General features: G+C 62.2%; 17 protein-coding genes. 6 read left to right on the top strand and 11 right to left on the bottom strand.

All coding sequences use genetic code 11. The features are described 5' to 3' along the window. Positions 1–24: 24 nt before the first annotated feature. The 5 genes from ACX80I_RS15535 to ACX80I_RS15555 all read right to left on the bottom strand — a co-directional run bounded on the left by ACX80I_RS15535 (position 25) and on the right by ACX80I_RS15555 (position 4,680). Positions 25–330, bottom strand: a complete 306-nt coding sequence (locus ACX80I_RS15535) for a hypothetical protein (RefSeq protein WP_459346009.1) — start codon at positions 328–330, stop codon at positions 25–27. Positions 331–346: 16 nt separating this feature from the next. Continuing rightward, positions 347–1,354 carry a DUF6668 family protein gene (locus tag ACX80I_RS15540; protein WP_459346010.1) on the bottom strand — a complete coding sequence of 336 codons (1,008 nt, stop codon included), beginning with the start codon at positions 1,352–1,354 and terminating at the stop codon, positions 347–349. After that, positions 1,332–2,882 (bottom strand): hypothetical protein, encoded by a 1,551-nt coding sequence (locus ACX80I_RS15545; RefSeq protein ID WP_459346011.1) that lies wholly within the window; start codon positions 2,880–2,882, stop codon positions 1,332–1,334. The genes ACX80I_RS15540 and ACX80I_RS15545 overlap by 23 nt, the downstream gene beginning before the upstream one ends. A 65-nt stretch (positions 2,883–2,947) precedes the next feature. Continuing rightward, entirely contained in the window at positions 2,948–3,583 is a 636-nt protein-coding gene (locus ACX80I_RS15550) for a hypothetical protein (RefSeq protein ID WP_459346070.1), read from the bottom strand. Then, positions 3,580–4,680 (bottom strand): transglycosylase SLT domain-containing protein, encoded by a 1,101-nt coding sequence (locus ACX80I_RS15555; protein WP_459346012.1) that lies wholly within the window; start codon positions 4,678–4,680, stop codon positions 3,580–3,582. Before ACX80I_RS15555 ends, ACX80I_RS15550 begins: the two co-directional genes overlap by 4 nt. A 414-nt stretch (positions 4,681–5,094) precedes the next feature. Here ACX80I_RS15555 and ACX80I_RS15560 point away from each other — a divergent pair, with 414 nt between their 5' ends. Then, on the top strand, positions 5,095–5,412 hold the full coding sequence (locus ACX80I_RS15560; protein ID WP_459346013.1) for an ArsR/SmtB family transcription factor: 318 nt from the start codon (positions 5,095–5,097) through the stop codon (positions 5,410–5,412). A gap of 135 nt (positions 5,413–5,547) precedes the next feature. Here the strand turns inward: ACX80I_RS15560 and ACX80I_RS15565 are convergent, their stop codons facing one another. The 4 genes from ACX80I_RS15565 to ACX80I_RS15580 are packed head-to-tail and all read right to left on the bottom strand — an operon-like array spanning position 5,548 to position 8,610. Beyond that, positions 5,548–5,979 (bottom strand): hypothetical protein, encoded by a 432-nt coding sequence (locus ACX80I_RS15565; protein ID WP_459346014.1) that lies wholly within the window; start codon positions 5,977–5,979, stop codon positions 5,548–5,550. A 2-nt stretch (positions 5,980–5,981) separates the two neighbouring features. Then, complete coding sequence (locus tag ACX80I_RS15570) at positions 5,982–7,139, bottom strand: alpha/beta hydrolase family protein (RefSeq protein WP_459346015.1); 1,158 nt, start codon at positions 7,137–7,139, stop codon at positions 5,982–5,984. Further along, positions 7,136–8,143 (bottom strand): hypothetical protein, encoded by a 1,008-nt coding sequence (locus ACX80I_RS15575; protein ID WP_459346016.1) that lies wholly within the window; start codon positions 8,141–8,143, stop codon positions 7,136–7,138. The genes ACX80I_RS15570 and ACX80I_RS15575 overlap by 4 nt, the downstream gene beginning before the upstream one ends. After that, on the bottom strand, positions 8,140–8,610 hold the full coding sequence (locus tag ACX80I_RS15580) for a hypothetical protein (RefSeq protein WP_459346017.1): 471 nt from the start codon (positions 8,608–8,610) through the stop codon (positions 8,140–8,142). Before ACX80I_RS15580 ends, ACX80I_RS15575 begins: the two co-directional genes overlap by 4 nt. A 195-nt stretch (positions 8,611–8,805) precedes the next feature. On the opposite strand from ACX80I_RS15580, the gene ACX80I_RS15585 reads away from it, so the two are divergent. The 5 genes from ACX80I_RS15585 (at position 8,806) to ACX80I_RS15605 (ending at position 13,994) form a co-directional block, all read left to right on the top strand. Next, complete coding sequence (locus ACX80I_RS15585) at positions 8,806–9,009, top strand: hypothetical protein (protein WP_459346018.1); 204 nt, start codon at positions 8,806–8,808, stop codon at positions 9,007–9,009. Between the two features lie 139 nt (positions 9,010–9,148). After that, entirely contained in the window at positions 9,149–11,053 is a 1,905-nt protein-coding gene (locus tag ACX80I_RS15590; RefSeq protein ID WP_459346019.1) for a hypothetical protein, read from the top strand. A gap of 924 nt (positions 11,054–11,977) precedes the next feature. Next, the gene (locus ACX80I_RS15595) at positions 11,978–12,907 is read left to right on the top strand and encodes a ParA family protein (RefSeq protein ID WP_459346020.1); all 930 of its coding nucleotides are present in this window, start codon (positions 11,978–11,980) and stop codon (positions 12,905–12,907) included. Beyond that, positions 12,908–13,387, top strand: coding sequence for a hypothetical protein (locus ACX80I_RS15600; protein ID WP_459346021.1), 480 nt, complete (start codon positions 12,908–12,910; stop codon positions 13,385–13,387). Positions 13,388–13,685: 298 nt separating this feature from the next. Next, positions 13,686–13,994: a helix-turn-helix domain-containing protein gene (locus ACX80I_RS15605; protein WP_459346022.1), complete on the top strand. Its 309-nt coding sequence runs from the start codon at positions 13,686–13,688 to the stop codon at positions 13,992–13,994. 180 nt (positions 13,995–14,174) lie between these two features. On the opposite strand, the gene ACX80I_RS15610 is transcribed toward ACX80I_RS15605, so the two are convergent. Together ACX80I_RS15610 and ACX80I_RS15615 are read right to left on the bottom strand one after the other, a co-directional pair. Next, a complete protein-coding gene (locus tag ACX80I_RS15610) occupies positions 14,175–14,519 on the bottom strand; it encodes a histone-like nucleoid-structuring protein Lsr2 (RefSeq protein ID WP_459346023.1) in 345 nt (114 codons plus the stop codon). Between the two features lie 113 nt (positions 14,520–14,632). Next, entirely contained in the window at positions 14,633–14,947 is a 315-nt protein-coding gene (locus ACX80I_RS15615) for a hypothetical protein (protein ID WP_459346024.1), read from the bottom strand. Between the last annotated feature and the right edge of the window lie 72 nt (positions 14,948–15,019).

A 15,019-nucleotide genomic window follows, 5' to 3' on the forward strand; every position in this document is an offset into this window, starting at 1 on the left:
TCGGGTAGGTAAGTGTTTTTCTGCTCAGGTGATTGCAGTCCAGACTGCCCCCGATGCGCCCAGCAGGCAGGCTGAGACCATAGGCCAGATGGGTGCCTCGATCTCGTTGCCCTGCCGGCGGTTCCTGCCGGCTGAGACGAGGCCGAAGATGAAGAACACGAACAAGACCAGTCCCGCGCCCCACAGGACCCACCCGATGACCTGGGTAAGGCCCTCCGTGCCGGGAGGCTGGGTCGGGGTGAAGGTCTGGGCGGGGACCGCTCCCCCGCGGGCCGGAGTGAGGGCGTTGATGGTGGTCAGGGTGTGTGCTGCCAGAGTGTTTCCGAACATGGGATTTCTGCCTTTCTCAGTGCCCGGAGCGGGCGATCTTTTCGATTTTCCGGAGCACGCATTTCAGTCGTGTGCCGGAAGCTTGGGGGGTGACGCCGACCTCGCGCCAGGACGGTTCATACGGTGCCGTCATGGCTACCGGGAACATCCGGGCAACCCCGCGGGCGAAGTCCCGGGTCGGTTTCGTCAGGCGGTTCCTGGGCCGGTCGTGGACGATTACCAGTCCGACCAGTGCATAGGGCAGCTGCCCGGACGCTGACTTGCGGGCCAGCTGCTGCGCGGCCTCGAGGGAGGACGCACTGCTGGAGCACATCAGCAAGGCTCGTCCCGCCCAGGCCGGGTGCCGTTCGGATGCATCCACGACGTTCTCCGAACACAGGCCCGCCAGCGTGCTCGTGCCGACCCCGCCGGACGCGCCGACCAGCCACAGGGTCGTGCTGGTCACCGGAACGGGTGCAGCAGCTTCGGCTTCCCCGCCAACGAGTTCGATGACTGGTTCGTCGACATGGGGGTTGACTGGCTCGCGGGCGAGGGCTTGCTGGATGTTCCGGGGGCCCCTGATCGACTCGTGGTGCCCGAGGATCGGATCGTCGTCGATCGGGTCTTCCTCCGGCTGCACCTCCGGTTTCCTGACGAAAGGATTGCCCTGGGGCACCACTCGAGCAGGAGCAGGAGCAGCCGCTGGGGTCATAGCCTCGGGTGGCTGCATCACGGGCTCGACCGCACGTTCGACCGCCGGCACCGGTGGTGTCTGCTCGGCGGAAAGCTGGTCCTGCCCGCCCAAAACCTCGGTCGTTGATTGCTCGAGAACGTCTCCGTCGGTGTGCACGATGATCGTCCGGGTGCCGGAGGGGTCCTTGATGTGCAGTTCGGTGGCGGTGCTCGTCTCGGAGGCGAGCTCCGTCGCCACGCTCATCACGGAGCGTCGCGCGTCCATGACCGAGGGGTACGGGGAGGTGGTCTTCTCGCCCTCCAGATCCAGCTCGAGGGTGCCGGTCGGATCAATGACGGCGGTCATTTTCATCAGCGTTCTCCTTCGGGGAAATAGTCGGGCCCGGGCTCTCCGTAGAAGTCGCAGTAGAGGTCGCAGTAGAAGTCGGAGGAGAGCCCGGGGAGTGTGTGGGAGTGGGTACCTTCGTGGGCCGGGGGGCGACCTGCGTCAGCGCGTACAGCAGGCCCGAGGAGGAGCCTTCGGCCCGGGTGATCGCCTTGCCGTCACCGGTAATGACGTCGGGGATCGCGGCGCGGGCCGCGTCGGTGGTCGCCTCGGTGACGCCGCGTGCGTTGATCCTCAGTTGCTCGTCCCCTGTGACAACCCAGGCGTAGCCGGCGGCGAGTTTCCCGGCCCCCGGCAGGCGGTGGGCCTGCATTGCGTTGACGTCGACGAGGACGGTGCCGGCCACCAGTAACGCGTGCTCCCGGTCGATTTGGATGCCGGACATGGGGGCGTCCGTTCCCTCAAGCTCGGCCAGGCCGACCTGCGTGGCTTCCGTGGCATCGGTGGCATCACCGAGGTCGTAGAAGCCAATGGTGGTCCCGTCGCCGTTCTTCCAGGCAGCGACGACGCGCCCATTCACAGATCCGAGGACCGCGATCAGGTCGGCTCCCGTGGACGGTTTGGGCAGTGTCGCGGGAGCGGGCAGGGCCGCGGAGTCCTGTGCGATGCGCCAGATCCGTCCGGCTCGCACATTGGCGGCCACCAGGTCATCCCCGAGGGCTTCCATGGGCTCGGCGGCCGCCGGGACCACACGCGCCGATAGGCTGCCGTCGGCCGCGACGATCAGGGACCGCTTGTCCGGCAGATCCACCCGCGGAGCCGTCCCCCCATCCAGGACGACCGTCCCGTCCGTGGGGACATCGACGCGGATCGGCGCCGCCCCGTCGCCGAACAGCACCAGCTCGCGGGCCGCGGCGGCCGCGACCCGCGACTGCCCATCGAGGGTGAACAAAGCCAGCTGCGCGACCGTGAACGGTGCGGTGCGCGTCCATCGCTCCACACCCGTCCGGGGGTCATGGCCGACCAGTTTGGATCCGTCCACGCTCACCGGCTGCCCCGAGGGGTCCAGGATCGCCTTCGCGGTGGATCCGGTCATCGGCGTCGTCCAGTCCCCGTAGGTGTCCCACCCGGCAGGAGCCGGGACCGGCAGCTGCGCGGGAGGAGGCGTGAAAACCGTCGCCACGGGTTCGGCCGCGCTGTCCTGCAGCGTGGAGACGGTAGTGAACCCGACCGTGACCGCCAGGACGCCCGCACTCCCCCACAGCATCGCCCTCCGGCGTGGAGGAGTCCGGCGCCTTGTACCGGATCGGGTCCTCGACCCGGTACGGGCAGTGCCAGTGCCGGTAGCAACGGCAGGGGTGCTCTCTTCCCGTTCTTCGAGGGTGCCGAGGTCGGCGTCGACGACCATCTCGTACACCTCGCCGCCCTCGGTGTGGCCCTGCACCCGGCAGGCCGCCAGACCAAGACGGCGGCACGCTTCGGCTGCCGCGTCGGCAGCGACGTCGGCCGCGGACGCTTCGTCGAGTACCGGGTAAGTCAGTACGTCACCGTTCACATCAGCGACAATCTCGCCGTCCCCGAACGTAAGGCGGATGACCGGCCAAGAATGAACTGCCGGAGTCACTTGCCCTCCCCCGTGATTGAGGCGGTCATGTCGCGGGTCTGGTGCCCGACGATGTCCCATTGGTCCTCTGTCTTTTCGAGGTACACGGTCACCTGACGGTGGCCGCCGGTTGTCAAAGGGGTCTCGTCCCGGGCGACCCAGCGCCACGTCACGTCGAGCACCCGAATGGCCCTGTCCGCGGCGACGTCATGGCCGGCGTCACCGATCGCCGGAACCACCCGGGGCACGCTGTAGGCGCCATGCTCGGCCGGTTCCAGCCACTCTCCGTTGCTCGCGTTCCGCTCGGGCTCCACCTGGTCCGCCGCCCACTCTTCCGACATCAGAGATTTGGCGCGGACTGCGGCCGCCGTCTCCGTCCGATCGACGGTCGTGTACCAGGAATGCAGCATCAGCGCCGCGACCCGCGCGGTTGAGTCGACGTCGGACCGGTCGGCATCTTCCGGTGAGGGGAACGTGTTCGCGCCCAGGATGTCCTCGGCAGGGGCAGAGGTGTAGGAGCCTTCGTAAATGGTGGTCGGCGCGGAGAGGGGTGCAACCTCGCCCTCGGACGCCGGCGCGCCAGCGGCACAACCGGTGAACACCAGCAGGCAGGCCGCAGCCGCGGTGAATGGTGTGCGTGAGCGACAGGTCATCGCACCCACGCTCCTTTCTCTTTCAGAATCGGTTCCGGGTCGAGGTTCCAGCCCTGGTACGGGTAGACCACTGCCGGCGCTTCCGGCTTGTAAATCTCCACGTGCAGGTGCGTGGCGACCAGCCCGAGGCCGGCCCTGTTGCCCTCAGTGCCGACGACGTCGCCGCGCTTCAACCTGTCCCCCACCGCCACGCTGTAGGCGTTGAGGTGGCAGAACGCGAACCCGAAATCAGGATCGTCTCCGTCCTCCTTGGCAATCACGCACCCGTCCTTGTCGTTGAACCCCGTGACCCGCAGGTCAGTCGGCGCGATCACCGGGCCACCGTTGCCGTAACCGGCGCCCGGGGTCGAAAGGTCCACCCCCACGTGGTCCTGCGCCCACGCAGGCAGACCCGGAACATCGCGGTGCCCATAGCCGGAGGTGAAAACCCCGCCCGGCAGCGGGGTGGTCCACTCGCCGTCACCCAGGTCGCCATCCCACGCAACCGTCCCCGCCGGGGCCGTGCAGTCAGCGGAGAACTCGCCCTGCCCAGACGCCAGGACCTTCTCCACGTACTGCTGGGTCTCCGTGAACGCCGGGATTCCCCTCGCGTCCTGAACGGCGCCTGGGCCGGCGTTGTAGGCCGCGAGGGTCAGGCGCACGAGCAGGTCGGCATCATCGGCGGCCAGCGGCTGCACCTGCTCTTTCAGGGCCGCCATGTAGCGGCCGTAGGCAGGGATCGCGTCCTCCGCCGAGAACGGATCACCGCCCTCGCCATACAACGCCCACGTGCCGGGAATGAACTGAGCCACACCCTGCGCCCCTGCAGGGCTCCGTGCATCTTCGTTCCAGTTTGATTCCTGCTTCAACTGCGCTGCAACCACGCTCGTCGGCAGGCCAGCGGTCTTCGCCGCAGCATCCACCAAGCCACCCCACCCATTCGGAATGACAGGTGTTCCCGCCAGTACTTCCGTCCTCGTGGACGAGCAGGCCGTGGACCTCTCTTTTGTCAGGGTCAGGGCTGCAGCGGCACCTATTCCCAACAGCGGCAAGCCAGCGAGGATTGGAATGAGCACGGCTAGGATCATCCAGGGTCCGGAGTTTCGCTCGTCGTCCACCTACATTTCCTCCTGAGCCGTTCCTGCGTGATGGTGAGTCTGCTCTCGAGTCGCGAGCCCAGCAGGCCTCAACCCAGCAGGGGTGTGAGGGCGAGAGCTTTTGGAGAGGGTGAACTGGATCCCGGAACGATTTGTAGTTGCCCAAGGCGATGCCGATACGCCCTGCAATACGGGAACCGATAAGCCGTAAGGCCACCACAACAACGAGGAAATCTGCATGCGATTAAGGCGAAGCCGATCGAGGGCCCGGTCGTGCTGCCCGACCGTGAAAACTGGCATCTGTGACATGAGTTCTTCCGTTGGCTGCGAAGGTATTAGACCGAAATCTGATACCGCTCGATCCAACTCTATAACTTAATGAGAGTGTTGTGGTGAGATGGGCTCGAAGGTGAGGGCATCGGGCAAGATAGAGGCATGCCGCGCCTAATTCAGCCCAACCTCCCAGAGGAGGTTGAGGTTACTGTCGCGTTCATGGGGAATCGGGCGCAGGTGGCTATCCTGCGAGCCCTGGCCATTGAAGGGCCGAGCACCATTGGCGCGCTGTCGGGCCATGTCAAAATGAGCCGACCCAGCCTCAACAAACATTTGGTGTCGCTTGAGGCGGTAGGCCTGATCGTAGGCGACCCCGCTAAGGGCGCCCGGCACGGCAAGACCGTGTTGTACGCGGCCAATCTGCGGAAGTTGCGCACGCTTGTAGACCAGTGTCTTGCTTATGTGGCGGGCGGCGATTGAGGTGTCGCTCGTACACTGAGACCGCATCGCCGATGTCCTTACTAAGCCGATGTCAGGGTGATGCCCTGCGTCCCTTCAGTCTAGCGCTTTTCGGAACATGTTCCAAACATGTTCCGTAGCATCGGATGGCACAACCTAGTACTTTTTGGAGTCGTCAAGCAGTGCGGCGATGGCATCAAGCGTTTCGTTGTCCACCTCGGCTAGCGTCCGGGTTGCAAACTCCTTGACCTTTGCTCGACGCATCGCAGCGAGCAGTTCGAGTTCGTGTTGAATCCGTGCCGGTACCTCACCATCAACTTTCAAGAGGTAATCCGGGTCTACCTGGAAAAAGTGTGCAAGGGCAGTAATGAGTTCGGAGGGGTGCTTCACGGTTGAGTCCCCGGCCTTGATGTGGTGCCACCTGGTGCGCGACAACTTCACTCCGCGGCTAGCAAGCTGGGCGGCTATGTCGCTGAACTCAAACGGCTTGCCTTCTGAAGTGACCACGACGTCCAGCAGCAGGTCGATCTTTCTGCTGAGAACCTGAGACTCCCTCAGGTTTCGTTGTGCAGTGCTTTCATCGGCCACGTTTACTTCCCCTCCAAAGCATGAACGGTCGGTCTATTGTCCTGCACAAGACCGATGGAACGGCACCAGTCCTGTACTGCCTGCTCCCAGGTGGATGGAGCGGCGTTCCACTCCAACGTGTGATGAGCATCTTCAAACTCGTAGTAGCGAACTTTCTGACTATGCCTTGCTGAGTAGCCCCGTGAACAATCGACAGGCACTGACTGGTCGGCGGACCCGTGAAATACAAGTGTGGGGAAGGGCGGGTCGGTGAAGGAGGACGTCGCTGGCATGTTCTCCCATCTGATCCTTTGTGACGCAGGATCTTTGAACAGGTCGAAGGCCATTACTGCCCAACGGCGCAGCCATCTCGGAACGCCGCTTCGACGCAGCGCAGCATCAATAATGGTTGGCCAATCGAGAGCCGGGGAGACGAGCACAGCGCCAACTACGGGGATCGTGGGTGCTTCGTTGGCGGCACGGAGGACTATCGACGCGCCCAATGACCAGCCTACAAAAATGACGGATGACGCCCCGTGCCTGACGGCGTAGTCGGCGGCTGCAGCAATGTCATGCCACTCGGAAAGGCCCAGGTCACTGCGAGTCGCGGCATGCTTGCCGAGGTCCAAAGACGACCTGTACGTAGCAATTAGCGACGTGAATCCCATGCGTTCGAAGGCAGCAACTCCACGAAGACACTGTTGCCTCGAGCTTCCAAGTCCGTGTACATGAATGACCCATACGCTACGCCCCGGTGTCCCTGGTGGTATCTCCCAAGCAGGGAGGCCATCAATGTCGACAGCACGGTAGCTTAGGCCGAAATCGGACGGGTCTTCACCAAGGAAGCCTGAGAACTGCCCCCGCAGGTCCCGTCGAATCATTTGGAGGTCACCTGCCGTGACATACCGTCGGGTTCTGGTACCGAGTATCGGTGGCCCCAGTATCACCAACGGCCCACCCGATTCGGCACGCACGCTCAACTGCCCTGGGTGGTCCGCGAAAGTTCCGCCGACAAACGATACGTACTCGCCAATAGAGTCCGACCCGCACTCAAGAATTTTGACGATACGGCGCTGGGCTCTGGCATCAGTCACAGTGCGGCGTACATGCCAAGGTAGAGCTACCACTACGCTTGCAGCCGCGATGGCAGCGGCAGCGGCAACAGTCGGTAGGAATTTCATCTAGATGCACGCCCTTGCCGCAAGCACAGCTTTTCCGCACGCTCCAAAATCTTCCTTTGTCGCGCGGGCAACTCAAAACTTGGACCATTTTCCACGTTGAGCCAGTCATGAATCTCGATGACAAGGCGGTGCACAGTCTCGACGCTCTGCCGGCCGGCCGCACTCCTCCGACCCTCAACATCTCGCGGAGTCGTACCCACCAGGCTCACGCCTGGTGATCGGGCGACAGTGGTGAGCCACACACGGCGAATTTCCGGCTCAATTGCTTTCAGCTGTCTTTTGAGAGCCAACGAGGCCACCAAGCGCCCTACTGGAGGTATTGCTAGGCCAACGCAAAGGAGTAGGACCGTGGCGAGATAGAGCACGTCGTACAGGGCGCTGACCGACTCCAGGAAACCAGCAGCGCCCAAGACGTTCGCCACATCCATTGCGATCACTGTCACACACAGGAGAAGCGCGACGAAACATCCCGTCCCGATGATGCTGAAACCAATCCGGAAGCGTGGACGACGCATCCTCGGTACGTTCTTGATGCAAGTGAGGAGAGTTCCGGTCATCACGGAGAAGATGTAGGCATACTGCACGGTCGAGTAGATGGCAGCTGACGGCTGATGGCCATAGTCAAGCATGAAGCGTGTCGAGGGCTGGGGGTCGTCGATTAGGGCAAAGCTAACTACCATCACGGCGGCCGTTGACTGTGCAGCTCTGCGCATCCAGACGGTTCCACGTTCACGTAGCGCGGCTACCCTAGTGGCCCCCCGAGTGATTGCAATGGAGAGGTAGTAGATTCCGCCGATAAGCAGGAGATTGGATGTCAAGTCGAGGGCATTGGACCATGGCAGCTGATTATTGGCCCAAAGATAAACCTCGTTGATGTTGGTTGTGAGCGAGGCGGCGATGAGGGTTGCTGCTCGAAGCATGGTGTTGTCGGGGCGAGCACGCGCCCGCAACGCAAGTATGAAAACCAGTGCCCACATGAACATGGCCACCACAAAGGCAATCATTCGAAGTAGTCCTCGTAGTTCAAAATCTCTTCGCTGGAGCCTCGGAGCGCCGACGCAAGCAAATCCGCCAAGAGCTCAGCAGTGGCTTCAAGCTCAGAACGAAAGTCACCACGCGCCAGTGCTTTCGCAACCACCTCCCCGGATAGCTGTTGAAAAATCTTGACTCCTTGCCAAGTAGCGCCATCAAGTTCGTCATGCCGCAAGATCATGTGGGAGAGCTCATGCAGAATCATTTGCTGCTTGTGGAGCGGACCTCGAGTCGCCGAGTGGTAGATCACGTCTACGTCATCACGAGGTATCCATAAACCGCAGATCTTCTTACCAGTCAGCTCCGGAGTCTCCACTATGACGATCCGTCGGCCGCGCAGGGTAGTGATGTGTTCGACGAGGAGGTCGATCGTCAGGTGGGTGGGGAGGTCCAAGTGCTCAAACGCTCCGTAGGCAGTGGAGCGCAGGTGCCCGTTCATAGACGTCTCCTACCGGGTAGTGGGATCTCCAGTCTAGTTCGGAACATGTTCCGATGATGTAGCTTGGAGAAGCACAGGCCGACAAAATAGGTACCGGTGGGTCAAAGACAGGAGTCCGACACGCCGCAACCATCCCACTTAATGCAATCTGATTCAGGTTTGATCAGTCTTGTAGGTTCAACCGGAGGAGGAATCATGGCACAGCGCAGCAAGGGTGAACGCCACGTCATCACAGCTCGACTGCCGATGACTGATGCTCGAAAGCTCGCTGCCGTCGTTGCAGCTACCGACGAGAACCGGAGCGACCTCGTCGCTCGTCTCGTCCACAGTTACCTCGAAACCATTGACCTAGACGACCTCACAAGCCAGGAGGAGCTGCAGTTTAGTAGAGCCTCGTAAAAAAGAAGGCCCGCCGTAGCGGGCCTTCTCATATTCAAGTTTCCAAGCTCCACACCGTCGTTCCGGCAAGATCACCGGTGAGGAGCTCTACCGAGTGCGTCCTTTTCAGGTCGTACCCTTAGTTGAAAGTGTACACCGCGTGCTCCAAGCACCTCCAGCTCTTAATGCCGCGCCACGCCGTGACGATTCCCACTGCGATGCGGTATGGGTCCTTGCACCGCTGATCGCGGGCCAGCCCGTGTACCGGGCCGGTCGTTGGATCGGCGATCGATTCCAGTACCCGCGCCCCCGGACACCACTGCGCATCACCGGCACTGTCCCGAAGGCACCGGCGGCCGTCCTGATCCATGACGTGGACGGCACTGTCCGCACCCTGTGCCTGGACCTGGATACGTCCAAGGCCCGCAAAGCGGTCGTTGACCAGGATGCTGTGCGGCTAGCCGGCATTCTCGGTGCGGCGGGCCTCTCCCATGTGGAGGACTCCTCCCCCAGCGGCGGCCGGCACCTGTATGTGCCCCTGCAGGAAGCCATTACGGGGGCCGAGGCACGCCAGCTGGTGGAAGCGCTCACGCTCCGGGCGCCAAGCCTGGACCCCAGTCCGCACCAGAACGTCACCGACGGGTGTATCCGCGTGCCCGGATCCGCGCACAAATCCGGCGGCCACCAGAGACTGGTGACGCCCCTGACGGACGCCTACGGCATCCTCACCCGTCGCAACCCTGCTCCGGCACTGGCCGCCCTGCGGAAAGCCCTCGCACCCGAGTTGTACCGGCTGGAACAAAAGAAGCGGCGCATCCAGGCCCGCACACAAGCCAGCGCAGCAGCCAGCAGAACAACCGGAACACCAGCCGGTGCAGTGGCTTTCCAGAATCCCGCAGCGCCCGACAGCGGACCAACGAATCAGCCAGACGGGCTCCTGGGTCGTCGTGAATCTCCGCTGCGGGTAGTGGCGCGGACCGGGCTGTACGACACAGCCAAGTACGCCAGCGACTCAGAGGCCCGCATGGCGGTCCTGAACCACTTCGCCGCCTGCAACTGGACCGCCGACCAGGTCCAGGCCGGCATGACCGGTCCCTATGCCGGCCTCGCCTCCCTGTACGGCGACAAAGCCGAACGGCTCCTGCCCCTGGAATGGGCCAAAGCCCAGGCCTGGACAGCCGCGAAACCCGCCACCCGCCACGGGAGAAAGACTGCGCACAACTACAACACAAGCCGTCCTCAACTCACGGGGGGCACACCAAACCCCAGTCAGCAGGCCATCCACCAGCTCGTGAACGATCTGGAGAATGTCCTCTACGCAGTCCTTGACCCCAGGTTCAAAGCCCTTGGGCGGGCAGGGATCAGCCTGAGGTTCCTCATCCGGGCGGTGCTGGCCTACATGCGCACCAACCAGACGAACATGCTCGATATCGGGTGCCGCTCATTCGCCGTCGCACTAGGCAAGGACCACGTCACCATCGCCCGCCTCCTGCCGGCCCTCGAGGCAGCATCAGCAGGGATCCTCACCCGCGTCGACCGGGGCCGCGGGCGCAACGCAGACACCTACCTCGTCCAGCTGCCAGCCGAGTTCGAGCAGCTCGCCCGCGACCTCACCTGGCGTAAGGGCAAGATCCACGCAATTCGCCCGGTATTCCGGGTCCTGGGCGACGTCGCAGCCCTTACCTACGAGGCCATCGAGCGCGGACGCCACTCCCCCACCACCACCGACCTCGTCCACACCACCGGCATCTCGCGTCGCGCACTCATCGACCACCTCGCACGCATGGAGGCCCTGCAGATGATCCGGCGGGACCACGGACGATGGACAATCCAGACGACGACCGGGTTGCTGGACCTCGCAGACCGACTCGGAGCCACCGATGACCGCCAGGAACAGATCACCCGCTACCGCAAACAACGCGCCGCCTGGCACGCATGGCTCGACCGGCACCTACTCCCCCAGCTCGAGGAACACGAGCTCTACGACCAGGACACCGACGAATACTGGTTACCCCCCACTGAGCACGAATACGAGTATCAACGCTCGCTATGGCAAGCTGCGTGAGCCTTCAAAGAATTGTTTCGCATCGCGCAGAGAGCGCCCGCCTCGATGCTGCTTCGCCTTGCTCCCGACTCTGTCTCGACGGAGTTACGGAGTCTGTTAGTACGTGACTGGGCGAAGTGATTCTTGCCAGTGATCCGCCCTGGGTAGATTGCTCTGGCTCATGTGGGAGGCCCTTCGCCGGGCATGCCTGCGCTTCGCTCCTGGTGAGAGGCAGCCTGGAAAGGTGCTTATGTCGCTCGGACGGCGGTGCACCAGTTCTTTGCCGGGGGGCTTCCGGTCTGCGTGAGTCTGTTAGTACGGGTGTCTGTGACTACGTTCGTTTGAGAGTATCGCTGCAGAAATCCGTACTGGATTTGCAGTACTTGTACCCTTCGGTTGTCTCACGGAGTGACGGAGTCTGTTAGTACGTGCTTCGGTGGAGGTCAGTTCCTGGTAAGGCTCCGTAGTCTGTTAGTACGTCACTGCCGGAAGAGACTCAGCACGAAAGCCGGAGTGACGGAGTCCGTGAGTCCGATAGTACGGAATTCACTCCTGGTGAGAGGCAGCCTAAAAAGGTGCTTATGTCGCTCGGACGGCGGTGCACCAGTTCTTTGCCGGGGGGCTTCCGGTCTGCGTGAGTCTGTTAGTACGGGTGTCTGTGACTACGTTCGTTTGAGAGTATCGCTGCAGAAATCCGTACTGGATTTGCAGTACTTGTACCCTTCGGTTGTCTCACGGAGTGACGGAGTCTGTTAGTACGTGCTTCGGTCGAGGTCAGTTCCTGGTAAGGCTCCGTAGTCTGTTAGTACGTCACTGCCGCAAGAGACTCGGCACGAAGGACGGACTAACGGAGTCCGTGAGTCCGGTAGTACCGGATTCACAGACTAACGGCGTGGCTCCCGTCTATTCCTGCCCGCGCAGGGATGATTGATTGAAGGAGGAAACATGACAACAGGACTGGATCGCGTCGTCGCCATAGTGAACGGCAAGGGTGGTGTTGGTAAGACCACGATCACCGCAAACATCGGGGGAATGCTGGCTGCAAGTGGATACCGGGTGTTGTTGGTCGACATGGACCCGCAGGGAAACCTGGCCGAGGAACTCGGTTACACGGATGCCGACGTCAACGATGACGGGTTGGCTCTTGCGCAAACCCTCGTCTTCGCGTCCGACGCGAAGCCGGCACTCGGTATCAGGGAGAACTTGGATGTCCTCATGGGCGGATCTCATCTGGACATGGCCGCCGCGGGACTGACCCTCAAAGCTCAGAAAGACCCTGCAACAGCCAAGGCTGCCCTCGCTCAAGGCCTTGAAAGTTTGGCCGAGAACTACGACCTTATCTTTATTGATTGTCCTCCCGGGCAGGAAACGCTCCAGCAAGCTGCCCTCGCAGCAGCACGATGGGCACTAATTCCAGTCAAAACAGACGCATCTTCCCGTAAGGGACTTCGCGATGTTGCGCGGCGTCTGGATGCCGTCGTCTCCATCAACCCTGATTTGGACCTCCTCGGCATCGTGCTATTTGGGGTCAACCGCTCGGCCAAGCGGGTGTCCGAGAGCGCCCGAGAGGCGATCCGTCAGGACCTGGGTTCCGGTGCGCCCATCTTCAACACTTCCATCCGCCATGCCGAAGCCGCGGCCCAGGAGAGTCGAGAACGAGGGCTGCTCGCTTTCGAACTGGAAGAAGCAGTACTTGCCGCCCCTAAATGGTGGGAATTGCGGCGGGGGAGCGGCCAGGAACACGATGGTCCGCGCTCCAAGAGTGCGGTTGGAGTCGCTGAGGATTTCCAAGCACTTGGAGAAGAAGTGGTCGCTCGAATCACCGAAAGTGAAGCGACCTCGATCCCAACTGGTCCAATCGGAGCGGAGAGCTAGATGACCACACAACCAGCTCGACGCACCCTCAGTGGTCTAGCGCCCAAAGTCCCCAAGGCCGCTGGCGTTGACCGACTCATCAAAGCCAATCGGTCGACGCCTGGTGAGCATGAAGAGAATCTCAGGTCGTCCGCTGCTGCTCAGGAAGCATCCGTTGCATTGCCGCCTGAATCTTCCATGTTCTCGACCCCGGAAGTAACAGACTCCGTAACTACGTCAGTCCCGAAGTATTTGCAGTTGCAGAGGCGTGAAGCCCGTATCCATGTCGAACAAGCGGACGCGCTCACAATGCTCACGAGACGCCTCAATAGCGAACGACGTCTACCAAACGGAAGCACCGCCGGTGAACGCATCACCGACAACACTCTTATCCGCGTCGCCATCGACCTACTCCTACAACGAGAGAACGAGATTCATGGAGTAAGTGAGGAAGCGATAGCTCAGGGCCTGGGGCTGGAACCGCGCCACATCGGTCGCTAGTTGCGCTTCAACGCCGCCTCAATGCTCGCTCGCCCGGTATTTACCAGGTCCCGGGCGAGCAGGGTTGGTGCGTGGAAGTTCGCTCACTGCGCGCTCTGCTTGGGTTTGACCAGTCAAGGCTCCCGCGTGACATTGCCCGCGGTCAGCTACTGACTGCTGCGACTACTAAGTACATAGCTCCGGAGATCTCCCTGCAACGAGAAAAGCCGGAAGCGCCACCTGTGTGGTGTGGGATCTGTTGCTAGCTTCTAAGGCGTCAATGAGCGTCGCGGTGCTTGGTAGCTGAAATGGTGGGTATATGACAGACCACAACTCCAACGGGCAGCCTCGGCCGCTGCGTTTCCTTACCCTGGCGCAGGTGGCCGAGGAGCTGAACACCAGGCAGAGCACCATTCGAGCACTCATTGGCTCAGGGGAGTTGCCAGCCATTCAGATTGGCGGGCGGGGGCAATGGCGTATTGAACGCTCCAAGCTCGAGGAGTACATTGCCGCCGCCTATGCCAGGGCCCAATCTGACATCGCACACGGCGACATCGGATCCATCACCGAGACCGGCGCTGAAGTCGGCACTGAAGCTGGCACTGACGCCGGCGCTGGGGCAGAGTGACCCGGAGCAGGTTCTGGACTGTGCGGGGACTTGTGATCGCTGTGGCCGCCGGCATTACGGCGGCCGTGATTCAGGCCAATGGGGGAGTGCGGGATCCAGCACGTCTGGCGTGTGACCTGGCCACTCGCGCCGGCGACTGCACCTAACCGCGCAGGCCCGTCGTGGGCCTCATGGGTGGGGTTAGTGGGCTTCGTTGTAGGCGTCGATGATCGACTGGGTGATCCTGCCACGGGAGCTGGGGTTGTATCCGTTGTCCTGCGCCCACTGACGGATCTGCTGGGTGTCCTCACGCTTGGCCCGGCTCGTCGACGAGGAAGAAGCCTGCTGTCCGCCCTGGCCCTTCCGCCCGGTCTTGGCTTTACGGCCCCTGCCGACGTATTCAGCCAGCGCCGTGCGCAGCGCCTCGGCATTGTCCGTGGTGAGGTCGATTTCGTAGTCCGTGCCATCGAGCCCGAACCGGACTGTTTCCTGGGCTTCCTCACCATTGAGGTCATCAACCAACTGAACCTGTACGCGCTGCGCCATTTTCTTCATACTCCTGAGTTATTCAAACCGAATCGATGAACCCCCAGGGCATGACTGTACCGCGCAATTCAGGAGTACGCATTCTGCTATAGGGCGGATATCAATCCCGGGCCCTATTTACGATCCTTGTCGTTGCCGTTGTTTTCGGTGTCGTCGTTGTCGGGGGCGGGGGTGACGGAATTGAGCCATACCCAGCCTTCCCTCTGGATCATGATGAGGGGTTCGAAGAACCGGATCTTCACCGCTGTCCTCGTGTACGCGATCGCGTGTGCCTGGATGCGGAGGGCGTGGGAGGGGTAGCGGATCCACGCGTACACCCGCCGTGGTGCCAGGAAGTCCGTGGGCTGGTTGTTCTCGAGGTCGAGTTCGGCGGCGGTGAGCATGATGAGTTCCTCGCGCATCACCAGCTCCTCGATCCGGGCGTCCATCAGGCGCGCGTAATGCTGGGTGTACCTTCGGTTCTGGCCGATGCCCTGGCCTCCGCCCCACCACGTGCTGTC

Source organism: Arthrobacter rhamnosi, assembly GCF_054510855.1.